Annotated in this window: 18 protein-coding genes; 8 read left to right on the forward strand and 10 right to left on the reverse strand. The window is 74.5% G+C overall.

Translation table 11 applies throughout. From position 1 onward, the window contains the following. Positions 1–68: 68 nt before the first annotated feature. From Ani05nite_RS14425 to Ani05nite_RS14435, 3 genes are all read right to left on the reverse strand, one after another. Complete coding sequence (locus Ani05nite_RS14425; RefSeq protein WP_203768662.1) at positions 69–1,709, reverse strand: S8 family serine peptidase; 1,641 nt, start codon at positions 1,707–1,709, stop codon at positions 69–71. Between the two features lie 62 nt (positions 1,710–1,771). Then, a complete protein-coding gene (locus Ani05nite_RS14430) occupies positions 1,772–3,172 on the reverse strand; it encodes a class II fumarate hydratase (RefSeq protein WP_203768663.1) in 1,401 nt (466 codons plus the stop codon). Next, positions 3,169–6,177: an AfsR/SARP family transcriptional regulator gene (locus tag Ani05nite_RS14435; protein WP_239129915.1), complete on the reverse strand. Its 3,009-nt coding sequence runs from the start codon at positions 6,175–6,177 to the stop codon at positions 3,169–3,171. The genes Ani05nite_RS14430 and Ani05nite_RS14435 overlap by 4 nt, the downstream gene beginning before the upstream one ends. 320 nt (positions 6,178–6,497) lie before the next feature. Between Ani05nite_RS14435 and Ani05nite_RS14440 the strand changes: the two genes are divergently transcribed. Beyond that, the gene (locus Ani05nite_RS14440) at positions 6,498–7,019 is read left to right on the forward strand and encodes a hypothetical protein (protein ID WP_203768665.1); all 522 of its coding nucleotides are present in this window, start codon (positions 6,498–6,500) and stop codon (positions 7,017–7,019) included. Positions 7,020–7,028: 9 nt separating this feature from the next. Here Ani05nite_RS14440 and Ani05nite_RS14445 read toward each other — a convergent pair whose 3' ends face one another. From Ani05nite_RS14445 to Ani05nite_RS14455, 3 genes are all read right to left on the reverse strand, one after another. Further along, positions 7,029–8,690 (reverse strand): fumarate hydratase, encoded by a 1,662-nt coding sequence (locus Ani05nite_RS14445; protein ID WP_203768667.1) that lies wholly within the window; start codon positions 8,688–8,690, stop codon positions 7,029–7,031. A 70-nt stretch (positions 8,691–8,760) separates the two neighbouring features. Beyond that, positions 8,761–10,077, reverse strand: coding sequence for a PQQ-binding-like beta-propeller repeat protein (locus Ani05nite_RS14450; protein WP_239129918.1), 1,317 nt, complete (start codon positions 10,075–10,077; stop codon positions 8,761–8,763). 63 nt (positions 10,078–10,140) lie between these two features. Further along, positions 10,141–10,626: an Lrp/AsnC family transcriptional regulator gene (locus tag Ani05nite_RS14455; RefSeq protein ID WP_203768671.1), complete on the reverse strand. Its 486-nt coding sequence runs from the start codon at positions 10,624–10,626 to the stop codon at positions 10,141–10,143. 88 nt (positions 10,627–10,714) lie between these two features. Here Ani05nite_RS14455 and hppD point away from each other — a divergent pair, with 88 nt between their 5' ends. Genes hppD through hisC form a run of 4 tightly spaced genes read left to right on the forward strand, consistent with a single transcriptional unit; the run spans position 10,715 to position 14,976 of the window. Then, positions 10,715–11,869, forward strand: coding sequence for a 4-hydroxyphenylpyruvate dioxygenase (gene hppD, locus Ani05nite_RS14460; RefSeq protein WP_203768673.1), 1,155 nt, complete (start codon positions 10,715–10,717; stop codon positions 11,867–11,869). Between the two features lie 10 nt (positions 11,870–11,879). Further along, positions 11,880–12,545, forward strand: a complete 666-nt coding sequence (locus Ani05nite_RS14465; RefSeq protein ID WP_239129919.1) for an RDD family protein — start codon at positions 11,880–11,882, stop codon at positions 12,543–12,545. Beyond that, entirely contained in the window at positions 12,542–13,903 is a 1,362-nt protein-coding gene (locus Ani05nite_RS14470) for an RDD family protein (protein ID WP_203768674.1), read from the forward strand. Before Ani05nite_RS14465 ends, Ani05nite_RS14470 begins: the two co-directional genes overlap by 4 nt. Then, complete coding sequence (gene hisC, locus Ani05nite_RS14475) at positions 13,900–14,976, forward strand: histidinol-phosphate transaminase (RefSeq protein WP_203768675.1); 1,077 nt, start codon at positions 13,900–13,902, stop codon at positions 14,974–14,976. The genes Ani05nite_RS14470 and hisC overlap by 4 nt, the downstream gene beginning before the upstream one ends. 18 nt (positions 14,977–14,994) lie before the next feature. On the opposite strand, the gene Ani05nite_RS14480 is transcribed toward hisC, so the two are convergent. Both Ani05nite_RS14480 and Ani05nite_RS14485 read right to left on the reverse strand, forming a co-directional pair. Further along, positions 14,995–17,307, reverse strand: a complete 2,313-nt coding sequence (locus Ani05nite_RS14480; RefSeq protein ID WP_203768676.1) for an ABC transporter permease — start codon at positions 17,305–17,307, stop codon at positions 14,995–14,997. Then, positions 17,301–18,026, reverse strand: coding sequence for an ABC transporter ATP-binding protein (locus tag Ani05nite_RS14485; protein WP_203768677.1), 726 nt, complete (start codon positions 18,024–18,026; stop codon positions 17,301–17,303). Before Ani05nite_RS14485 ends, Ani05nite_RS14480 begins: the two co-directional genes overlap by 7 nt. A 155-nt stretch (positions 18,027–18,181) precedes the next feature. On the opposite strand from Ani05nite_RS14485, the gene Ani05nite_RS14490 reads away from it, so the two are divergent. Together Ani05nite_RS14490 and Ani05nite_RS14495 are read left to right on the forward strand one after the other, a co-directional pair. Beyond that, positions 18,182–19,330 (forward strand): sensor histidine kinase, encoded by a 1,149-nt coding sequence (locus Ani05nite_RS14490; protein WP_203768678.1) that lies wholly within the window; start codon positions 18,182–18,184, stop codon positions 19,328–19,330. Next, a complete protein-coding gene (locus Ani05nite_RS14495; protein ID WP_203768679.1) occupies positions 19,327–20,076 on the forward strand; it encodes a response regulator in 750 nt (249 codons plus the stop codon). Before Ani05nite_RS14490 ends, Ani05nite_RS14495 begins: the two co-directional genes overlap by 4 nt. Here Ani05nite_RS14495 and Ani05nite_RS14500 read toward each other — a convergent pair. Beyond that, positions 19,974–20,561: an MFS transporter gene (locus tag Ani05nite_RS14500; protein ID WP_239129920.1), complete on the reverse strand. Its 588-nt coding sequence runs from the start codon at positions 20,559–20,561 to the stop codon at positions 19,974–19,976. The two genes, Ani05nite_RS14495 and Ani05nite_RS14500, sit on opposite strands and share 103 nt — an antisense overlap. A 46-nt stretch (positions 20,562–20,607) precedes the next feature. On the opposite strand from Ani05nite_RS14500, the gene Ani05nite_RS14505 reads away from it, so the two are divergent. Then, positions 20,608–21,720: an ROK family protein gene (locus Ani05nite_RS14505; protein WP_203768682.1), complete on the forward strand. Its 1,113-nt coding sequence runs from the start codon at positions 20,608–20,610 to the stop codon at positions 21,718–21,720. 4 nt (positions 21,721–21,724) lie between these two features. Here the strand turns inward: Ani05nite_RS14505 and Ani05nite_RS14510 are convergent, their stop codons facing one another. Further along, entirely contained in the window at positions 21,725–22,510 is a 786-nt protein-coding gene (locus Ani05nite_RS14510; protein WP_239129923.1) for an SMP-30/gluconolactonase/LRE family protein, read from the reverse strand.

Here is a 22,510-nt window from a genome sequence, read left to right on the forward strand (position 1 = left end):
ACAAGGGTACCGACCTCCGCCAGCCGGTAACCTCCCGCCCGAGTGACCCCCGGGCGGGAGGTTAGCGCTCAGCGCCCGCCGACCGCCGCGTAGGCGTCGACGATGCCGTGCCCGTAGAAGCCGTTGAACTTCTTCGGCCCGGCGCAGTACGCGTCGAACGACGCCGCGTAGCCCTCCTGGGCGTAGCTGCGCAGCCGCGGCTCCGGGCAGGCCGTCTCGGTCGCCGAGCGGTACAGCCGCCGCTCGACCTGGTCCGGGTTCATGGTCAGCCCGCCGCGCCACCAGTCGCGGTGGCCGTACCGGCTGATGATCAGGGCGGCGACGCCGGCCGCGTGCGGCGCGGCCATCGAGGTGCCCGCCAGGTACGTGTAGTAGCCGCAGGTGCCGCTGGAGCAGTCCTTGAAGACCGTGGGCCGGGTCGGCTCGCCGTTGGCGTCGACCGCGCCGCTCTCCTGGAGCACCTTGAGCGGGTACGCCGACAGGATGTTGTTGGCCGCCGAGTTGTACTGCGGCGTGCCGAAGAAGTCCCGGGTGAAGCCGCCCGGCGCGGCCACCGAGATCTGCTCCAGCCCGTAGTTGGAGTAGTGCGACTTGGCCTTGGACGGGCCGACGGCCGAGACGCCGATGACGTGCGGGCCCTCCGCCGGCATGCTCAGGCAGTCAGCATTGTCGATGTCCCGGGGGTACGGCGCGGAGCCGTAGTCCGGGCTCGTCGGGTCGTCCTGGGGGTCGCCGAGGTCGGTGTGCTCGTTGCCGAGCGCGCCGACCAGCGTGACCCCGCGGGCGTGGGCGTACCGCAGGGCGCGCTTCATGGCGGCGACGATGGCCCGCTGCTCGGCCTGGGCCTCCGGGCCGTCGGCGGCGTTGGACCGGCAGTTGTAGAGCCACGGGTCGACGTAGAAGGACATGTTGACCACGTCCAGGCCGGCGTCGCCCGCGTAGGTGAGCGCGTTGACCACCGGGTCGAGGAAGAAGTAGCCCGAGTCCTGGCCGCCCTTGAGCTCGACCAGCGTCACCTTGGGGGCGACGCCGGTGACCCCGGAGCCGTTGGCCGCCGCGGCGATGGTGCCGGCGACGTGGGTGCCGTGGCCGCCGTCGTCGGTGCCGACCGGGTCGACGCAGCCGGCCACCTCGCAGGGCCCGTCGACGTCGACCAGGTCCGGGGCGAAGTTGCGGGAGAGCCGGCGGCTGAAGTTGGGCGCCAGGTCGGGGTTGCTCGCGTCGAGGCCGGTGTCCAGGACGCCGACGGTGACCCCGCGGTCACCCTGCTCGATGGTGTGGGCCTTGTCGGCCCTGATCATCGTGAGGCCCCAGAGCTTGTCGTCGAGCGGGTCGGCGGCGACCCCCCGGGGCGGCCGGCCCTGGGTGGCGGTGGTGATCGGCTGCTCGACCGCCGGCGAGGTCCGCGGCGCACGGCCGATGGGCTTGCTGACCGAGGCCCCGATCAGCCCGGCGGACCGGGCGGCCTTCATCTTGAAGTCGGCGGCGGACGACGACACGCGGTAGGTGCCCACGGCCGCGTTGCTGCCGAGCACGGTGCCGCCGGCGGCGGTGATGGCGGCGATCGCGTCGGCGGCCGACACCCCCTCGTCCGCGACGACGGTGTAATCGACGGTGGCAGCTGCGGCGGCGGGCGAGGTGGGCAGGCCGACGAGCAGGGCCAGGCCCGTCGCGGTGGCGACGGCCCCGGCCGTCAGGCGTCTTCTCATCCCCGCATTTGATCGAAGATCGCCATCATCCACAAGGGTTGACCGGGCGCGCCGTCCGCTCGTCACGGCCGGGTCATCCGCAGCACGTCCAGGGCCGCGTCGAGCTGTTCCTCGGTGAGGGCGCCGTTCGCCACGTGACCGCGCTCGATGACGACCGCGCGGATGGTCTTGTCCTCCTTCAGCGCCTGCTTGGCGATGGCCGCCGCCTCGTCGTAGCCGAGGAAGCGGTTGAGCGGCGTGACGATGGACGGCGAGCCCTCGGCGTACGAGCGGACCACGTCCTCGTTGACCTCCAGGCCGTCGACGCAGCGGTCGGCCAGCATCTTCGCGGCCGCGGCCAGCAGCTTGATCGATTCCAGCAGGTTGCGGGCCATCACCGGCAGCATGACGTTGAGCTCGAAGTCGCCCTGGGTGCCGGCGAAGGCGACCGCGGCGTCGTTGCCGATCACCTGGGCGGCGACCTGGCGGACCGACTCGGGCACGACCGGGTTCACCTTGCCCGGCATGATCGACGAGCCCGGCTGCAGGTCGGGCAGGCGCAGCTCGCGCAGGCCGGCCCGCGGGCCGGAGCCCATCCAGCGGATGTCGTTCACGATCTTGTAGAGGCTGACCGCGACCACCCGGAGCTGCCCGGACGCCTCGACCAGCGCGTCGCGGGCGCCCTGGGCCTCGAAGTGGTTGCGCGCCTCGCTCAGCGGCAGGCCGGTCATCTCCCTGAGCAGCGAGATCACCGCGGGGGCGAAGCCGGGCGGGGTGTTCACCCCGGTGCCGACCGCGGTGCCGCCGAGCGGCAGCTCGGCGAGCCGCGGGAGGGTGTCGGTGAGCCGGTCGATGCCGTTCTGGATCTGCGCCGCGTACCCGGAGAACTCCTGCCCGAGGGTGACCGGCGTGGCGTCCATGAGGTGCGTGCGGCCGGCCTTGACGACCTCCGACCAGTCGTGCGCCTTCGCGCCCAGGGCGGCCACCAGGTGGTCCAGCGCCGGGATGAGGCTGCTGGTGATCGCCTCGGTGGCGGCCAGGTGGATCGACGACGGGAACACGTCGTTGCTGGACTGGGAGGCGTTGACGTGGTCGTTGGGGTGCACCGGCCGGCCCAGCGCGCGGGTGGCCAGCTCGGCGATGACCTCGTTGGTGTTCATGTTGGACGACGTGCCCGAGCCGGTCTGGAAGACGTCGATCGGGAACTGGTCGTCGTAGCCGCCGTCGGCGACGTGCGCGGCCGCGGTCACGATCGCCTTGGCCAGGTCGTCGTCGAGCACCCCGAGCGAGGCGTTGACCTGCGCCGCCGCCCCCTTGATGCGCGCCAGCGCGTGGATGTGGGCCGGCTCCAGCCCGCGCCCGGAGATCGGGAAGTTCTCCACCGCCCGCTGCGTCTGCGCCCGCCACAGCGCGGCGGCCGGCACCCGCACCTCGCCCATGGTGTCGCGTTCGATCCGGTAACCACTCTCGTCAGTCGTCGTCACGCTTCCATCCTGCCCCCGCCGGCCGGGGTCCGCAGTTGTTCCGGGCCACTGTCGAGCCCGGCCAGCCGCCGCCGCACCGCGAACCGTTCCGGTACGCCCATCCGCTCGAACAGGTCCAGCGCCTGCTGCCAGTGCCGCCGGGCGGCCGCCGGGTCGTCGCCCACCACGCACTCGGCCAGCCCGGCCAGCGAGCGCGCCTGCTCGTACGGGACCACCGTCCGCCGGGCCAGCGCTAGCGCATGCAGCCGGAGCTGGCGGGCCCCCGCGCGGTCGCCGGTGGCGAGCAGGGCGGCGGCCAGATCGTTGGACGCGACGGCGATGGCCGGGTCGGCGCCCCGCTCGCGGCTGAGTTCCACCGCCTTCATGTGCTGCGCCACCGATTCCGCGTACCGGCCCTGGGCCAGGGCGACCCGGCCCAGCTCGTTGCGGCTCTCCCACTCGCCCACCCGGTAGCCGATGCGGACGGCGAGGCGCAGCGCCGCCCGCAGCAGCCGTTCGGCCTGTCCGGTGTCACCGCGCTTGTTGCGGATCTGCGCCACGGTCACCAGCGCGTTGCACAGCCGGCGGTCGTCCTTGACCTCGACGGCGGGCTGCAGCGCCCGGCGGGCCAGCAGCAACGCGTGGCCGGTACGCCCCAGCGCGGCGGTGATGATGGCCAGGTTGTTCAGCCGGGAGCTCTGCCCCTGCGGGTCGCTGATCCTGGTGCCCGAGACGTACGCCCAGGTCGCGTCGGTCAGCGCCTCCTCGATCCGGCCCAGCCGCATCAGCACCCCGACCCGGTTGGCGCGGCTGCGGGACTCACCGAGGAAGTCGCCGATCTGCTGGCTCCGGGTGACCGCCGCGTCGATGATCCGCAGCGCCTCCTCGTGCCGTCCGCTGCGGTAGTAGCCGGAGGCCAGATAGTTGCTGGTCGCGGCGATGCCGCGGGCGTCCCCGCCGGCCTCGGCGAGCGCGCGGGCCCGGGACAGGACGGCGATGAGGTCGTCGGTGTAGCTGCGTTCGTACAGGTACCGCCAGTTCACCCGGGCCAGCTGCCAGGCGCGTTCCACCGAGCCGGCCCGCGCCGCCGCGGAGACCAGGCCCACCAGGTCGGGTCGCTGGTGCTCCAGCCACTGCGGGTCCGCGGCCGCCAGGGCGACCAGCTCGGGCCGGTCCGGCGCGGCCACCGGGTAGTCGTGGCGGGCGTTGTCGATCTCCCCCGCCCAGCTGATCGTCGCCGCGGCGTGCAGGTGCAGGTCGACGAGGCCGTTGAGCGCGGTCCGGCGTTCGGCCGGGGCGATGTGCTCGGCCAGGGTGGCCGCGTACTGACGGACCAGGTCGTGCAGCCGGAAACGGTCCGGTTCGGACTCCTCGGCCAGGTGCACGTCCACCAGCTCGTCCAGCACGTCCTGGGCGTCGTGCCGGGAGAGCCCGCCCAGCGCGGCCACCGACAGCACGCCGAAACGCTCGGCCGGGTGCAGCCCCAGCAGGCGGAACACGCGCTGGGCCCGCTCCGGCAGCTGCCCGTACGTCACGGCGAAGGCGCTGGCCACCGTGCGGTCCTCGGCGGCCAGCTCGGGCAGCGCCGACTCGCCCAGCCGCCGGACCAGGTCGGCCACCCGCCAGCGGGGCCGGTGGGCCAGCCGGGCCCCGGCGAGCCGGATGGCCAGCGGCAGGCAACCGCAGCGCCGGACCACCTCGGCGGCCGCCGCCGGTTCCGCGCCGACCCGGTCGCCGGCGATGCGGGCCAGCAACGCGATCGCGTCGGGCTCGGGCAGCACGCTCAGCGACTCGGGCCGTACGGCGTCCAGCCCGACCAGCCGGCGCCGGCTGGTCACCAGCGCCAGGACCCCGCCGGCGGTCGGCAGCAGCGGCGTGACCTGGGTGGTGGAGGCGGCGTTGTCGAGCACCACCAGCGCCCGGCGCTGGGCCAGCTCGGCGCGCCACAGCCGGATCCGCTCGTCCAGGTCGTCGGGGATCCGGTCGGCCGCCACGCCCAGCTGCCGCAGCAGGGTGACCAGCGCCGCGGCCGGCTCGACCGGCCGGCTCGCGCTGTGCCCGTGCAGGTCGATGAAGAGCCGCGCGTCCGGGTAGCGGTCCCGGACCAGCCCGGCGACGTGGATGGCGATGGTGGTCTTGCCGCTGCCCGCCATGCCGTCGAGCACGCGGACCTGGGTCTCGGCCGGCCCGGCGGTCCGGATCGCGCCGACCAGCCGGTTCACCAGGTCACCGCGGCCGGTGAAGTCGCCGACGGCGCGGGGGACGCTGTCGACCGGGGCCGGCGGGGCGGCGGGCGGCGGGTCCTCGGCGACGCTTCCGGTGAGGATGCGGTGATGCAGATCACGCAGGGCCTCGCCGGGCTCGATGCCCAGCTCCTCGCGGAACAGCTCCTCGGCCCGCCGGTACTCGGCGAGCGCGTCCGCCTGCCGACCGACCCGGTAGAGGGTCAGCATCAGCTGCCGGCGCAGCCGTTCCCGCAGGGGGAAGCGCTCCACCAGGCCGGTCAGCTCGGCCACCAGATCCCGGTCGTGGCCGCCGGCCAGGTCCAGCTCGATGCGGTCCTCCAGCACCGTCGCCTGCTGCTCGTCCAGGACGGCGGCCTGCTGCCGTACCGCCCGGCTGTCGATGCCGGCCAGCACCGGGCCGCGCCACAGCTCCAAGGCCTCGCGCAGCAGCTTGCGCGCGTCGTCGGCTCCGCTGGTCGCCGCGGCGCTGACCAGCCGGGTGAACTCGGCGGCGTCCAGGGCGGCCGCGCCGGTCCTGATCCCGTACCCGGCCGGGTCGGTGAGGATCAGACCCGGCGGCAGCGTCCGGCGCAGGCGGGACACGCAGGTCTGCAACTGGCCGCGGGCCGTGGTCGGCGGCCGGTCCTCCCACACCGCGTCGATCAGCTCGTCGACGCCCACGATCCGGCCCGGACGCAGCAGCAGCATCGCCAGCACCACGCGGTCCCGGCCGGCGGTTATCGCCACCTCACGCCCGGCGTCCGTGACGGACAGCGGCCCGAGGATCCGGAAAGTCAGCACCAGGTGGGACACCCCCGTTCCCGCACATCGACCGGCATCGACCATAGCCGAACTCCGCCCGCCCCCACCCCGCCGGTGAGAGCGGAACGACAGCGGAACGAGAGCGCTTTCCGGCAGGCTCTCGCCGAGCCGTTCCGCTTCCGATGTCCTTCATCGCCCCAAGGGAGCGGAACGGCCCACGACGGGGGGTGTGCAGCTCGTCCGCGGTGGACCGCGGGCGAGCTGTACGCGTGGCGGGCCGGCCGCCGGTTGGACGTCACCCGGGCCGGAACGTATCGTCGCCAGGGGTCTGGACTTCCCCGACGAACAGGATCTTTGTGATGCGAACCGCCCTCTCCGCCGTCGTGATCACCGGTGTGCTCCTCACCGGGACCGCCTGCAGCAGCGACGACAACGGCTCCGAGACGATCGCCGAGGCGCCTGTGGCGGAGTCACCCACGGCGGCGACCACCACCGTGCCGGCGCCGAACTACTACGCCAACACCCGCAAGGTCTGCGCCGCGCTGAACAAGGTCTTCGACGCGGACGTGGCCGAGTTCGGCACGGCGATGGGCAAGATGATCGCGTACAAGGAGGCCAAGCAGACCGCCGAGGCCGAGCAGGCCCGCAAGGCGGCCAGCGCCGAGCTCAAGGACGTGGCCGCGAAGGTCCGCAAGGAGACCGCGGCGGCCGAGGACCCGGAACTCAAGCAGGCGGGCGCCGTGTCGGCGACCAAGTTCTCCCGGAGCGCCGCCGACAAGGCCCTGTTCGACAAGGTCAAGACCACCAAGGACCTGGACCGGACGCTGGCCGCGAAGATGCCCGACTGGATGGACCCGATCGCCGGGCTGTGCGCCGTCTGAGCCCCGGACCTAGCGCCGGCCGATGCTCAGCACCGGCTTGGTGACCTCGGCGAAGAAGTCGTTGCCCTTGTCGTCGACGACGATGAAGGCCGGGAAGTCCTCGACCTCGATCTTCCAGACCGCCTCCATGCCGAGCTCCGGATACTCCAGGACCTCGACGTGGCGGATGCAGTCCTGGGCGAGCCGGGCCGCCGGTCCGCCGATCGACCCGAGGTAGAAGCCGCCGTGGCTCCGGCAGGCGTCGGTCACCTGGGTGGAACGGTTGCCCTTGGCCAGCATCACCAGCGAGCCGCCGGCCGCCTGGAACCTCTCCACGTAGGCGTCCATCCGGCCGGCGGTGGTCGGCCCGAACGAGCCCGACGCGTAGCCCTCGGGGGTCTTGGCCGGGCCGGCGTAGTAGACCGCGTGGTCGCGCAGGTACTCCGGCATCGGCTCGCCCGCGTCGAGCCGCTCGGCGATCTTCGCGTGCGCGATGTCGCGGGCCACGACCAACGGGCCGGTCAGCGAGAGCCGGGTCTTGACCGGGTACCTGCTCAGCTCGGCGCGGATCTCCGCCATCGGGCGGTTCAGGTCGACCTTGACGACCTCGTCGTCGGAGGAGAGCTCCACGTCGGGCAGGAACCGCGCCGGGTCCGGCTCCAGCCGCTCCAGCCAGACGCCCGAAGGAGTGATCTTGGCCAGCGCCTGGCGGTCGGCCGAGCACGAGACCGCGATCGCCACCGGGCAGGAGGCGCCGTGCCGCGGCAGGCGGATCACGCGTACGTCGTGACAGAAGTAGCGGCCGCCGAACTGCGCGCCGATGCCGAAGTCGCGGGTCAGCTCGAGGACCGCCGCCTCCAGCTCGACGTCGCGGAACCCGTGCGCCGCCATCGAGCCGGCGCGGGGCAGGTTGTCCAGGTACTTCGCGCTGGCCAGCTTCGCGGTCTTGAGGGCGTACTCGGCGCTGGTGCCACCGATCACGACCGCGAGATGGTACGGCGGGCAGGCCGACGTGCCGATCAACCGCAGCTTCTCGTCCAGGAACTCCATCATCCGCGCCGGGTTCAGCAGCGCCTTGGTCTCCTGGTAGAGGTACGACTTGTTGGCCGAGCCGCCGCCCTTGGCCATGAACAGGAACTTGTACGCGTCCGGCTGCCCGCCCGGGTCCTCGGCGTAGAGCTCGATCTGCGCGGGCAGGTTGGAGCCGGTGTTGCGCTCGTCCCACATCGTCAGCGGGGCCAGCTGCGAGTAACGCAGGTTCAGCCGGGTGTACGCCTGGTACACGCCCTGGGCGATGGCCTGCTCGTCGGTGCCGTCGGTGAGCACGTGCCGGCCGCGCTTGCCCATCACGATCGCCGTGCCGGTGTCCTGGCACATCGGCAGCACGCCGCCGGCCGCGATGTTCGCGTTGCGCAGCAGGTCCAGGGCCACGAACCGGTCGTTCGGGGAGGCCTTCGGGTCGTCGATGATGGCGCGCAGCTGGGCCAGGTGGGCCGGGCGCAGGAAGTGCGCGATGTCGTGCATGGCCTCGGCGGTCAGCAACGTCAGCAGGCTGGGGTCGACGGTGAGGAACCGCCGGCCGCCGGGCCCGTCGACCACGTCGACACCCTCGTCGGCGAGGAGTCGGTACTCGGTCAGGTCGTCACCCGTCGGCAACAGAGGCGAGTACGAGAAAGCGGCGGCTCTGCTCATGACGGGCAAGCCTAGGCCAGCGCGGGCACGAGGCGCGAACCAGCACGGCGCCGCCGCGATACCGGTTCGATCAACCCGCGGGCGACGAACCGAACGAAAGGTACGCCATGTCGCGCCCGGAGATCAGGATCAGGCCGCCGGGCCCCACCGCGAAGACCTTGGCATCGGTACGCGCCTCGGTCAGCACGGCCCCGGTCCGGGGACTCAACGCGGTCACCCGGGCCGGCCGGCGCTCGGCCACCACCGCCGCGTACGGCGTCAGCGCCGCCTGGGCGCCCGCGGACACCGCCCGCCGCCAGGCGACCTTGCCCCGGCTGAACGACCGGGCCTGCAGGGTCCGCTGGTCCTCGGTGCGGATCAGCGCGTACCCGTCGTCGACGGCCAGCACGTCCTGGTCCTTGGCGCCGCGCCAGAGCACCCGGCCGTCGTGCGCCGCGATCAGCTCCTCGCGGCCCACCGGGTCGACGCCGAGCACCACTTCGTCCCCGCCGGCCGGGTCGCGTTCCTGCTTGCAGGCCGAGCCGTTGTCCGCGGTCCGCAGGTTGAGCCCGGCCCGCTGCCAGACCGGTTGGCCGTTGGGTGGGTCGTGCGCGATGACGCTGTAGTAGCAGGTGCCGTCGCGGGCCTCGCCGGTCACCGTCAGGACCCGGCTGCCGACCACGGCGACCCGCTGGTCGCGGGCGGGGGTCCGGGTCTGCACCACCCGGCCCTGCGCCGTGTCGACTACCTGGATGCGGCCGTCGCCGGGCAGCCCGATGAGGTTGGGCAGCGGCCGCGGCCCGGCCACCCGGGCGTCGATCCGGGACGAGCCCAGCGGCTGGGTGTCGGGCAGGTCGGGGTTGGCGGCGTCCAGCACGAAGCCGATGCCCGGGGTGCCGATCGTCCACATCGGCCGGCTGCCGCGCGGCTCCCAGGCGCTCAGCTCGCACTCGCCGGCCCGGGGACAGCGCAGGTCGAGGACCGCGTCGGCGTAGGTCCACACCGCGGTGGCCTGGGTGTCGCGGCGGCGGACCGCGCCGGTGGCCGGGTCCAGGACCTCGTACCCCTTGGTGAGCAGCCGGCCGGCCACCACGACGGCGTCGCTGTCGCCGCCGGCGACGCCGGCCCAGTCGGCGTCGGACTTCCACAGCCGGACCCCGGCGGTGATCCCGTACGCCTCGATGGAGGTGCGGTACTCGACCACGACGGCGCCGCCGCTGATCGTCACGCTGCGCGGCGACCCGCCGATGGCCGTCTGCCAGGTCGCGACGCCCTCGGCGATCGGGTCGCTCTGGTTGATCCACGACCAGATCTTCGGGAACGGGTTCCAGACGCCGGTGGTGGCCAGGACGACGACGACCACGACGCCGACCAGCGCGTAGCCCTTCGCCGACCCGCCGGAAGCCACGCCCGACACGGTAACGAGATCGACCGATCGCGGCCGACAGCCCGAAAGGCCCGTGTCGAGCGCTTATGCCTGGCTTGCCGCCCGGACCAGCGGCATCGTGCGGTACGGGATCTGCTCGGCGAGCGCGACGATCGTCGACGCCCGCAGGATGCCCTCGTAGGTGACGATCTCGTCGATCACCCGTTGCAGGTCGGCGTTCGAGCGGGCCACGATCCGGCACATCAGGTCGCCGCTGCCGGTGATCGTGTGCGCCTCGAGGACCTCCGGAATGTCCGCCAGGTGCGCGGTCACGGCCGGGTGGCCGTACCGCTGGCTGATCTCCAGGGTGACGAAGCTCATCACGCCGTAGCCGATCGCCGCGGGTGAGACCTCCGGGCCGAAGCCGCGGATCGCGCCCCGCGCGATCAGCTTGTCCAGCCGGGCCTGGGCGGTGCCGCGCGCGACCCCGAGCCGGCGGGAGAGCTCGAGCACGCCGATCCGGGGCTCCTCGGCGAGCAGCGCGAGCAACCGGCCGTCGAGGGCATCCAACTGCACATCTTGTCCAGCCATAGTGCCTCAGCACTCTACCGAATGCGCAGACTGACCAGCCAGATTTTCGACTATTGCCCAGCGCTCAGCGGGGGGCCAGCCTCTGCACATGACGCAGATGTTGGAAACCGCCACCGGTACCGTCGACGTTTTCCCCGTCAAGGGCGTCGACTACCTGCAGTTCCTCGTGGGCAACGCCAAGCAGGCGGCCCACTACTACTCGACCGCCTTCGGCATGACGTGCGTGGCCTACCGCGGCCCCGAGCAGGGCTTCCGCGACTACGCCGAGTACGTGCTGACCAGCGGCTCCGCCCGGTTCGTGATCACCGGCGCGGTGCACGCCGACGCGCCCCTGGCCGGGCACGTCACCAAGCACAGCGACGGCATCTTCGACATCGCCCTCGCCGTGCCGGACGTGGACGCGGGGTACCGGCACGCCCTGTCGGCCGGCGCCACCTCAGTGAGCGAGCCGCACGACCTCACCGACGAGCACGGCACGGTCCGCGTCGCCTCCATCGCGGCGTACGGCGACACCATCCACACCCTGATCGACCGCTCGCGGTACACCGGGCCGTTCCTGCCCGGCTTCGTGGCCCGCGGCCCGATCGTCGACCGCCGGCCCGCGATCGAGGCCGGCCTGCAGCCCAAGCGCTTCTTCCAGGCCGTGGACCACGTCGTCGGCAACGTCGAGCTCGGCAAGATGGACGAGTGGGTGGCCTTCTACGGCCGGGTCATGGGCTTCACCAACATGGCCGAGTTCATCGGCGACGACATCGCCACGGACTACTCGGCGCTGATGTCGAAGGTCGTCGCCGACGGCACCCGCAAGGTCAAGTTCCCGCTCAACGAGCCGGCCGTTTCCCAGCGCAAGTCCCAGATCGACGAGTACCTGGAGTTCTACGGCGGCCCCGGCGCCCAGCACGTCGCGGTGGCCACCAACGACATCCTGGCCAGCGTCGACGCGATGCGCGCGGCGGGCTGCGAGTTCCTCGACACGCCGGACTCGTACTACGACGACCCCGAGCTGCGGGCGCGCATCGGCGAGGTGCGGGCGCCGATCGAGGAGCTGAAGAAGCGCAAGATCCTGGTCGACCGGGACGAGGACGGCTACCTGCTGCAGATCTTCACCAAGCCCGTGCAGGACCGCCCCACGGTCTTCTTCGAGCTGATCGAGCGGCACGGGTCGCTCGGCTTCGGCAAGGGAAACTTCAAGGCCCTGTTCGAGGCCATCGAGCGGGAGCAAGAGCTGCGCGGAAACCTGTAACACTGTCTTCGTGACGCAAGCGAACGACGACGCCTCGGCCGTGACCGGCCCGCCGACCAGCGGGCCGGTCCACGCCCCGGTGCCGCCGCAGGCCGGTGGCCCACCGGCATATCCCCCGCCCCACTACGGCCCACCGCAGCAGCACGGGTGGCGGCCCCCGCCCGTGCCGCTGGCCCCGGACGGCCGGCCGCTGGCGGACTTCGGCACCCGGCTGCTGGCCTACCTCATCGACGGCGCGATCCTCAGCGGCATCGCCCTGGTGGTGTTCATCCCGGTGCTGTCCGTGCTGCTGCTGACCGCGGTGCCGGACGACTTCGACGCGGCCACCGGCCCGGAGACCGTGTTCACCGACCTGTTCCTGCCGTTCCTGCTCATCGAGCTGGGCTTCGTGCTGCTGTTGCTGGCGGGCTACTACGTCTACTACGTCGAGATGATGTACCGCAGCGGCCAGACGGTCGGCAAGCGGCTCATGAAGGTGCGCGTGGTGCCGATCGAGCCGGGGGCGACGCTGACCCGCGGCATGGCCGCGAAGCGCTACCTGGTCGAGTTCGTGGTCGGCATGCTCGTGCCGCTCTTCAGCTACCTGGACGGCTTCTGGCAGCTCTGGGACAAACCGTTCCAGCAGACCCTGCACGACAAGATCGCCCGGACCGTCGTGGTAAAGGTTGCGCCATGACTTCGCTGCCCGCCGGCTGGTACAAGGACCCGGCCGACCCGACGACCCAGCGCTGGTGGGACGGCGAGGGCTGGCTGGGGCGGGCGCTGCCGGCCGACGCGACGCCCCCGGACGGGCCGCCGGCCGCCGACGAGCCCGCGCCGGGCTCCTCGACGCCCGACTCGCCCACCCCGGGCTCCTCGGCGCCGGGCTCGCCCACCCCGGGCTCTTCGGCGCCGGGCTCACCCACGCCCGGTTCATCGGCGCCGGGCTCCTCGGCGCCGGGCTTCCCGCCGGCCGGGTGGGGCGCTCCGCCCGGCTGGGGCACTCCGCCGGGATGGGGCACTCCGCCGGGATGGGGCACTCCACCGCCGGGATATCAGCCGCCCGCGGGCTATCAGCCGCCGCCGGGCTATCAGCCACCGCCGGGTCATCAGCAGCCCGCGGGCTATCAGCCGCCGACGGGGCAGCAGCCGCCGCCGGGCTATCAGCAGCCGCCGGGTCATCAGCAGCCGCCGCCGGGGTGGGGGCCGCCCGCCGGTGAACAGCCGCCCGGTCAGCTGCCCCCCGACCAGCAGCCGGGTCAGCAGCCCGGTCAGCAGCCAGCCGGTCAGCAGACGCCGCCCGGTGGGGTTCCGCCCACGGGGCCGCCCCCCGGTTGGGCCCCGCCCCCGCAGGGCTGGGCGCCCCCGCCCGGATACCTCCCGCCGCCCGGCTGGGTCCCCCCGCCCGGGTGGGTCCCGCCGCCCGGCTGGGTCCCGCCGCACGCCTACGCGTACCAGGTGCAGGCCCGCCCGCACGGCCGGCCGCTCGCCGGCCTGGGCCGGCGCCTGGTCGCCCGGCTGATCGACATCGCCGCCGTGCTGGTCCTCAACGTGCTGGTCAACGGCTGGCTGGCCTACCAGTGGTGGCTCGAGGTGGAGCCGATCTTCCGCGCCACCATGGCCGACCCGTTCGCCACCCCGCAGCCGGCCTCGGCCCGGTCCAGCTACCTGATCCTGACCATGCTGGTCGTGGCCACGGCCCTGTGGTTCGCCTACGAGGTGCCGGCGCTGGCCAACAGCGGCCAGACCCTCGGCAAGCGGCTGCTGCAGGTCAAGGTCGTGAAGCTGGAGAACACCGAGCCGCTGGGCTTCGGCCGGGCGTTCCGCCGCTGGGCCCGGCTCGGCATGTGGACGCCGCTGTGGAGCTGTTACGGACTGGGCTTCCTGGCGCAGCTCGTCGACGCCGGCTCGGTGCTCTTCGACCAGCAGCTGCGCCAGGCCCTGCACGACAAGTCCGCCGCGACGGTGGTCGTCGCGGTGCCACCCGGCCGGCCGCGGCAGCCCGTCGAGGCCGCACCCGAGAACGCCGACGACTCCACCGGAGGAAAGAGATGAGCAGGCTGACCCGCGCCGATCTGGACGCGCTGCCGGCGTACGTGCCGGGCCGCAGCGTCGCCGACCTGGCCCGCGAGCTGGGCATCGCCGAGGCGATCAAGCTGGCCAGCAACGAGGTGCCGTTCGGCCCGCTGCCCGGCGTGCCGGAGGCGGTGGCGGCGGCGATGACCCAGTCGCACCGCTACCCCGACATGGGCGTGCTGGAGCTGCGCGACCGCCTGGCCCACCGCTACGGCGTCAGCGCCGAGCGGATCGTGACCGGCTGCGGCTCGGTGGCGCTGGCCGAGCACCTCGCCAAGGCGACGTGCCTGCCGGGCGACGAGATCGTGTACTCGTGGCGCTCGTTCGAGGCGTACCCGATCATCTCGGCCGGCGTGGGCGCGACCAGCATCCGCGTGCCCAACGACCCGGGCCACGGTCACGACCTGCGGGCGATGGCCGACGCGATCACCGACCGCACCCGGCTGTTGTTCGTCTGCAACCCCAACAACCCGACCGGCACCAGCGTGCGCCGGGCCGAACTCGACCGCTTCCTGGACACCGTGCCGTCGGACGTGCTGGTGGTCCTGGACGAGGCGTACCGCGAGTTCGTCACGGACGAGCAGGTCCCGGACGGACTGGCGACCTACGGCGACCGCGCGAACGTGGTCGTGCTCCGCACGCTGTCCAAGGCCTGGGGCCTGGCCGGCCTGCGGATCGGCTACCTGGTGGCCCAGCCCGAGGTGGCGGCGGCCATCCGCAAGGTGCTGACCCCGTTCTCGACCAGCCTGGTGGCCCAGGCGGCGGCGCTCGCGGCGCTGGACGCCGAGGCGGAGGTGCTCCGCCGCTGCGCGCTGGTCGTCAGCGAGCGGGACCGGGTCACCGAGGCGCTGCGCAAGCTGTACCCGGACGTGCCGGCCAGCCAGGCCAACTTCGTCTGGCTCCCGCTGGGCGACCAGGCGGCGGCGTTCGGCGCGGCCTGCGAGAAGCGCGGGGTCATCGTCCGGCCGTTCGCCGGGGACGGCGTGCGCATCACGATCGGCCGGCCGGAGGAGAACGACGCCCTGCTGGCGGCGGCCGAGGCGGCCCTCTGAGGGCGGTCTCCCGCGGGTTCACGCGCCGGGCCGGGCGGTGAGGGCGGCCGGCACGCTGGCCACCAGCGCGAGCAGCAGGCAGCTGGCCAGCATCAGCGCTGTCAGCGGCCAGGGGACGACCACCCCGACCTCGGTGCCGACCTGCGCGCCGAGGGAGCCCGTCGAGCCGATCAGGGCGAGCATGGCGGCCGCGCCGCCCAGCAGCGCCCCGATCGTGACGACCAGGGTCGACTCGAGCGCCACCGTCAGGGCGACCTGGCGTGGGGTCGCGCCGGCCAGGCGCAGCACCCGGTAGTCGCGGATCCGGTGCCGGGTGGCCATCAGCAGGGTGTTGGCCACCGCGAGCGCTCCCGCGCCGGCCGACAGGCCCAGCAGCAGCACCGTGAAGGACCACACCAGGCGGTCCTCCTCGGCGTCGGCGCGCCGGGCGTAGGCGGCGACCGAGACCACCGCCGTCCCGGCCGCGGGCACGGCGTCCGAGACGCCGGAGACCGCGGGCACAGCGACGGGTGCGTCGGAGGCCGAGCCGCCGGCGGCTGAGGCCGGGATGAAGGCCGCCGGCGCCAGGGCCGACCGGTCGTGGGCGCGGACCACGCCGCGGGCCAGGACCAGGTCCGCCGCGACCGGGCCGGGCGGCGCGGTGCCGGTGATCGGCAGCGTCTCCCGGACGCCGTCCGGGTAGGTCACCGTCACGGAGCTGCCCCAGCGTCCGGCCGCCGCCGGGGAGACCAGGGCGGCGCCGGGCGGCTGGCTGGGCAGCCCGACGGCCGGGACCGCGGCGCCGGCGACGTACACCTCGGTGGGCAGCGGCGCGCCGGGCGCCGCCGCGTCGGTCAACCCCGGCGTGCCGTCCGGGATCAGCACGGCGCCGGTGGGCACGGCGGCGGCCCGCCGGGCCGCGTAGGCCGTCGCCGACGTCTGCACCGTTCCGGCGACGAACACCCCGAAGGCCATGGTGAGCAGCACCGGCGCGGCGGTGGACGCCGCACGGCGGACCCCGGCGAGCACGCTTTCCCTGACCAACGTTCCGGTGATGCCGGTGACCGGCCAAAGCAGCACCCGGACCAGCAGCGGCACCACCGCCGGGGCCAGCAGGGCCGCCGCGACGACCAGCGCCATGGCGCCCAGCAGCGCGACCTGGGCCATGTCACTGACGCTCTCCGTCGCCGCCGTGCCGACGCCGGCCGCGGCTCCGATCGCGGCCGCCGTCAACCCGGCGATCCAGCGGGGACGGGACATCGGCCGGTTCTCGACCTCGGCGACCCGCAGCGCCTCCAGCGGGCCGATCCGCGACGCGCGCCGGGCGGACGCCGCCGCGCCGAGCAGCGACACCACCGGTCCGGCGGCGAAGGCCGCGGCCAGCACCCACGGCTCCCAGCGCACGGTGAAGCCCACCGGCTCGAACCCCGCGCCGACGAGGAACCGGGCCAACGGCACCGCGGCCGCCGCACCCACCGCCACGCCCAGCGCCGCGGCCGCCGCGCCCACCAGCAGCGCCGACCGGTACAGAGTGGACCGGATCTGCCGTGGTGTCGCCCCCACCGCGCGCAGCAGGCCGATCTCGCGGCGGCGCTGGTTGACCGCGAAGGCCGACGTCGAGGCGGCCAGGAAGACACAGGCGAAGCCGGCCAGGGCGACCGTCGCGGACATCACCTGCGTACCGATCCAGCGGGTACGCGCGTCGGCCCGCGGCTCCAGCGCTCCTCGCGCGGCCCCGGTGAGCACCCGGCCGGAATCGCCCACGACCGCGCGCACCGCGTCCGGGTCCGGGTGGCCGGCGATCCCGAGGGCCCGGACGCCCGGCTGCAACCGCTCGGCGACCCGGCCGGCCACGAACACCGCCGGGGTGTCCACGTGCCCGGTGACCCGCCACGAGCCGGGGCCGGTGGCGGTCAGCAGGGTGATGTCCCGGCCCACCGGGACGCCGAGGCGGGCGCTGACGACCACGTCGCGTTCGCCGGCCGGCGGGTGGCCGGCGACCAGCCGCCCGGCGTTCGGGGCCCACGCGTACCCGGTGGTCGAGCCGGCCACCGGCCGCCCGGAGCGGACCGGCTGCGCATAGAACGGCCGGTCCGGCACGACGGCGGTGACGCCCGGCAGCGCGGCCAGACCGTCGGCCAGCCGCCGCGCCGTCGCGGCGGACCAGGGCACCGGCTCGGCGAAGAACTCGGCCGGGTTCGCCGCGGCCGGGCTCTGCACGACCACGCCCAGGCCGGCGAACCGGTCCGGCACGCGGGGTCGCGCGGACGCCCACGCCAGCAGCGCCGCGGTCACGATGGCCGTGCTCAGCACCACGGCGACGAACGTGCCCAGCCGGTCGCGGGTCAGCACGCCGACTCCAGCGCGGTCATCCGGGCGGCGATGGCGCCCGCGTCGGCCTCGGTGAACTCGCCGGCGAGCCGGCCGTCGGCCAGCATCAGCACCCGGTCGGCGACCGCGGCGGCGACGGGGTCGTGGGTCACCATGACGATCGTCTGGCCGTGCTCGTCCACCAGCGCGCGCAGCAGCTCGAGGACCTGCCGGGAGGTGCGGTTGTCGAGGGCTCCGGTCGGTTCGTCGGCGAAGATCACGGCCGGCCGGGTGATCAGGGCGCGGGCGACGGCGACCCGTTGCTGCTCGCCGCCGGAGAGCTCGCTCGGGCGGTGCCCGGCGCGGTCGGCCAGTCCCACCTCGGCCAGGGCGGCGGTCACCGCGCCGGCGGCCGGGCGGCGGCCGGCCAGGCGCAGCGGCAGGGCCACGTTCTGCGCCGCGGTGAGCGAGGAGACGAGGTTGAAGGCCTGGAAGATGAAGCCGATCCGGTCCCGGCGCAGCCGGGTCAGGGCGGTTTCGCCGAGGTCGCCGAGGGTGGTGCCGGCGATCGACACGGTGCCGCCGGTCGGCCGTTCCAGACCGGCCGCGCAGTGCAGCAGCGTCGATTTGCCGGAGCCCGACGGTCCCATCACGGCGCTGAACGTCGCGGGCGGGAACCGCACGCTGACCCCGTCGAGGGCGGGCACCGGCCGGGGGCCGGTGCGGTAGATCATCCGCACGTCGCGGAGGGAGACTGTCATGCCCGGCAGGATCTCCCGTACGCCGCCCGATGTCGTCCGGCCCAGGTCCCCCTCGCCGGGTCCACCCGGGACGGTACGAGCACCGCCGGGTCCGACCCCGGGATGACGACTCAGGCCCGACGCCACCGGGGTTCGGCGCCGCTAAGGTCGGCAACGTGCCTGTCCCCTCCGCGCTCCTCTGGAGACCCGGTCCCGGCCAGCGGCGCGTCCTCGACTCCGCGCTGGCCGCCGGCGTCACCCTGCTGTGCTGGTACGCGGCCGCCGACGCACCGGCCGGCGGCCCGCGCGAGCCGGCCTGGCTGACCCTGCTGGCCGGCCTGGCCCTGGGCGCGCCCCTCGCCGTCCGCCGCCGGCTGCCCCTGGGCGCCGCGACGGTCGTGCTGGCCACCACCACCGCCTGCCTGGCCACCGGGGTGGTTCCGGACTTCGCGTTCCCCGCCCCGGCGCTCGCCGCCGGCATCGCGCTGTATTCGGTCGGTGCGACGGTGCCCGGTCGCCGCGGCCCCGCCGTCCTGGTGCTGGGCGCGGCCGCCGTGTCCGCCGCCACGCTCGTCGCCACCCGCTCGGCCGACGGCCCGGGGCCCGTCGAGGTGGCGTTCGCCGCCCTGCTGCTCGGCGCCTGCTGGTTGCTGGGCTGGACGTTGCGCGAACGACGCGCCAACGCGGCGGGGGCCGCCGCGCTGGCCACCGCCCGGGCCGTGACCGAGGAACGGCTGCGGATCGCCCGCGAGATCCACGACATCGTGGGCCACAGCCTCACGGTGATCGCGGTGAAGTCGGCCATCGGCAGCCACGTCGCCGCGCAGCGGCCGGCGGAGGCGGCCGCCGCGCTGGATGTCATCGCGGCGACGAGCCGCAGTGCGCTGGCGGAGCTGCGCCGCGCGGTCGACGCGTTGCGGGCCGAGCCGGATTTCGCCCCCGCGCCCACCCTGGCCGACCTGCGGCAGCTGGCCGACCGGGCGGCGGCGGCCGGGGTCCCGGTCGAGCTCGACGTGCGCGGCGACTGCGACGTCCCGGACGGCGTCGCGCTGGCCGCGGTGCGCATCGTGCAGGAGTCCCTGACCAATGTGGTCAAACACGCGGGCCCGGCGCGGTGCCGGGTCGACGTCGTCGGTTGCCCGGGCGAGCTGCGCGTGGAGGTGACCGATGACGGCTCGGCGGGCCGCCGCCCGGCCCCGGACGGCGCGGGCCTGACCGGCATGCGCGAGCGCGTCGCGCTGCACGCGGGCGCGCTGACCGTCGGTCCGCGGGAGGCGGGCGGCTTCCGGGTGCTGGCGACCCTGCCCTACGACCGGCCGGCATGACGGAGGTGAACCCGCCGGTCCGGGTCCTCGTCGCCGACGACCAGGCGCTGCTCCGGGCCGGCTTCCGCCTGCTGCTGGACGTGACCCCCGGCCTGGTCGCCGTCGGCGAGGCCGGCAGCGGCGCCGAGGCGGTGGCCGCCGCCCGCCGGGAGCAGCCCGACGTCGTCCTGATGGACATCCGGATGCCCGGTCTCGACGGCATCGAGGCGACCCGCCTGATCGCCGGGTCGGCGGAGACCCCGCACACCCGGGTGCTGATCCTCACCACCTTCGACCTCGACGAGTACGTCTTCGCCGCGCTGCGCGCCGGGGCCAGCGGCTTCCTGCTCAAGGACGTCATGCCCGACGATCTGGTGGCCGCGATCCGGGTGGTCGCGGCCGGCGAGGCGCTGCTCGCCCCCTCGGTCACCCGGCGGCTGATCACGCACTTCGCCGGCCGGGCGGAGCCCGCGAGCGAGCCCGCCGGCTCGCTCGCCGGGGTCACCGAGCGCGAGCGGGAGGTGCTGACCCTGGTCGGCCGGGGGCTGTCGAACGGCGAGATCGCCGAGCATCTGCGGCTGAGCCTGGCCACGGTCAAGACGCACGTGGGCCGGCTGCTGGCCAAGCTCCGGGCCCGCGACCGGGCCCAGCTGGTGATCGTGGCCTACGAGACGGGGCTGGTCAGGCCGCTACCGCCGCCGGCGCCGGGGACCGGTCCGGGAAGGTCCGGCGGGCCGCCAGGACGATCAGGGCCGCCGCCACGGTGAGCACCGAGGCCAGGGCCGGCAGCCAGGCCAGCAGCGCCGCCTGCAGCACCGCCGGGATCGCGGTGAACGTGCCGCCCCAGACCAGCGCCGCCAGCACGGCCGGCGCGGTCCGGCGGGACGAGGCGGGCCGCCACCGGCGCGATCGTCGACCAGAAAACGCCGTGGGCCACCGCACAGCTGAGCCGCGACAGGGTGAGGATCAGCAAGGTGGCCGCGAAAGCGACGATGAGCTGGGAGATTGCAAATATCGCCACGGTCGCGGCGAGGAGCGGGCACCGCGGGATCCGCATGGTGAGCGCGGTGAGCGGGATGGTGGTCAGCGCCGCCACGACGGCGTAGCTGGTCAGCAGCAGTCCCACGTCCGCCTCGCTGACCGTCAGGCCGGCGGCGATCTGCGGGAGCAGCCCCACCGGGATGGTCTCCGCGGTGACGTACACGAAACAGGCGGCGCCGAGGACGAGCAGTCCCTTCCGGTGCCGGCTCACGCCACGACAATATGCTCCTGATCCGAGCAAAAGAAGGGGGACCGCTGTGCCGACGCGCGCAACGGAGCTGCTGCGGGTGGTGCACGCCCGTCCCGGCGTCACCCGGGCCGACGCCGCCCGCCTGATCGGCGTCGGCACCGGCGCGACCACCGAGCTGGTCGGCCGGCTCGGGCAGGCCGAGCTGCTCGCGCAGGGCCCGACCGCGCCCAGCGGGGCCCGCGGCCGCCCCACGACCGCGCTGATCCCGCATCCGCGCGGGCCGCTGATCGCCGCCGCCTCGATCACGTACGAGGCGTGGCGGGTGGACGTGGTCGAGCTGGGCGGCAGCGTGCTGGCCACCGCGGGCGAGGAGCTGGCCGGCCGCGGCGGCGACGAGGTGGTCGCGGCGCTGGGCGCGGCGGTACGCCGGCTGCGGCAGGAGTACGGCGACCGGATCCGCGGCATCGGCATCGCCGTGCCCGGCACGGTGTCCCGCGACCTCATGCTGGACGCCAGCAACCTGGGCTGGCACGACGTCGACCTGGCGGCGGCGTGGCCACGGGCGGAGATCTTCGTGGCCGGCAACGACGCCACGCTCGCCGCCTCGGCCGAGTCGCGGCGCGGGACGGCCGTCGGCGCGGCGGTGGCCCTGCACCTGCGCATCGAGGCGGGCCTGGGCGGCGCGGTGGTGGACGGCGGCAAGGTGCTGATCGGCGCGCTGGGCGCGGCCGGCGAGTTCGGGCACATGCCGTTCGGCGATCCGGCGGTGCGCTGCCCGTGCGGCGCGTACGGCTGCTGGGGCGCGGCGGTGGACGGCTCGGCGCTGGCCCGGCTGCTGGGCCACGAACCGCCCCGCGACCCGATCACGTACGCCCGGCGGGTCATCACCTCGCCGCAGCCCGGCCCGGCCGCCGCCGCCGCGACCGTGGCGACCGCGCTCGGCCGGGGCATCGCCGGGCTGGTCAACGGCCTGGACGCGGACCTGGTCACGCTGGGCGGCCTCGGCGTCGACCTGTTGGCCGCCGCACCGGAGCAGCTCATGGCCGCCTACCGGGCCGGCCTGATGAGCTTCCGCCGCGCGGCCCCGCCACCCGTGCTGCCCGCGCTGCTGGGCGACGACGGCCCGATCGCGGGCGCGGCCGAGGAGGCGTGGACGGCGCTGCTGGCCCGGCTGGCCTGAGGCCCTACAACGGCACGGCCACGAGCTGGCCGGCCGGCTCGCCCGCGCCGGGATAGATCGCCGTGACCGCGTACAGCACGCCGTCGCCGACCGCGCAGGCGAAGCCACCCCGGTCCAGGTCGACGGTGCGCGTCACCGCGCCGCCCTCGAGGACCCGGACGCAGCGCCGGTTCGGCACATCGGCGTACCAGACCGCCCCCTGCGCGTCGATGCAGATGCCGTCCGGGACCCCAGAGCCGAGCTCGGCCCAGACCCGCCGCTCGCCCAGGCTCCCGTCCGCGGCGATGGTGAACGCGGTCAGCCGCCCGGCGTAGGACTCGGCGACGATCAGGGTCCGCCCGTCGGCGGTGACGGCCATGCCGTTGGGGAACCGCACGTCCTCCGCCACCGTGCGGGCGGCGCCGTCCGGGCCGACCAGCGCGATCGTCCCGGGCGCGGGCTCGCCGCCGGGGAAGGCGAACCCGATGTTGTTGACGTAGACGTGCCCGGCCGGGTCGACGGCGATGTCGTTCCAGGGGAACGGGCCGCCGAGCGCGCGCAGGTCGGCGTGGGTGACCAGCGTGCCGTCCGGCTCGCGGCGCAGCAGCAGGCCGCGGCCGGTGATCACCACCAGGCGCCCGTCGGGCAGCCAGTCGATGCAGAAGGGGAAGTCGTCGATCCGGGCCATCACGTGCGGCTCGTCCCCGTCCATCCGGACGATCTCGCCGGCGCCCCAGTCGCAGAACCAGAGCCGCCCGTCGTGCCACCGGGTCGATTCCCCCATGACGAGACCTTCCAGCACCACCCGCAT

This window comes from Actinoplanes nipponensis (genome assembly GCF_016862275.1).
Taxonomy (GTDB): Bacteria; Actinomycetota; Actinomycetes; order Mycobacteriales; family Micromonosporaceae; genus Actinoplanes; species Actinoplanes nipponensis.

Bases quoted from the DNA above. Each gene is read 5' to 3' on its own strand.
- Ani05nite_RS14425 (WP_203768662.1), bottom strand. From the start codon at position 1,709: ATGAGAAGACGCCTGACGGCCGGGGCCGTCGCCACCGCGACGGGCCTG.
- Ani05nite_RS14440 (WP_203768665.1), top strand. From the start codon at position 6,498: ATGCGAACCGCCCTCTCCGCCGTCGTGATCACCGGTGTGCTCCTCACC.
- Ani05nite_RS14445 (WP_203768667.1), bottom strand. From the start codon at position 8,690: ATGAGCAGAGCCGCCGCTTTCTCGTACTCGCCTCTGTTGCCGACGGGT.
- Ani05nite_RS14455 (WP_203768671.1), bottom strand. From the start codon at position 10,626: ATGGCTGGACAAGATGTGCAGTTGGATGCCCTCGACGGCCGGTTGCTC.
- hppD (WP_203768673.1), top strand. From the start codon at position 10,715: ATGACGCAGATGTTGGAAACCGCCACCGGTACCGTCGACGTTTTCCCC.
- Ani05nite_RS14470 (WP_203768674.1), top strand. From the start codon at position 12,542: ATGACTTCGCTGCCCGCCGGCTGGTACAAGGACCCGGCCGACCCGACG.
- hisC (WP_203768675.1), top strand. From the start codon at position 13,900: ATGAGCAGGCTGACCCGCGCCGATCTGGACGCGCTGCCGGCGTACGTG.
- Ani05nite_RS14485 (WP_203768677.1), bottom strand. From the start codon at position 18,026: ATGACAGTCTCCCTCCGCGACGTGCGGATGATCTACCGCACCGGCCCC.
- Ani05nite_RS14495 (WP_203768679.1), top strand. From the start codon at position 19,327: ATGACGGAGGTGAACCCGCCGGTCCGGGTCCTCGTCGCCGACGACCAG.
- Ani05nite_RS14510 (WP_239129923.1), bottom strand. From the start codon at position 22,510: ATGCGGGTGGTGCTGGAAGGTCTCGTCATGGGGGAATCGACCCGGTGG.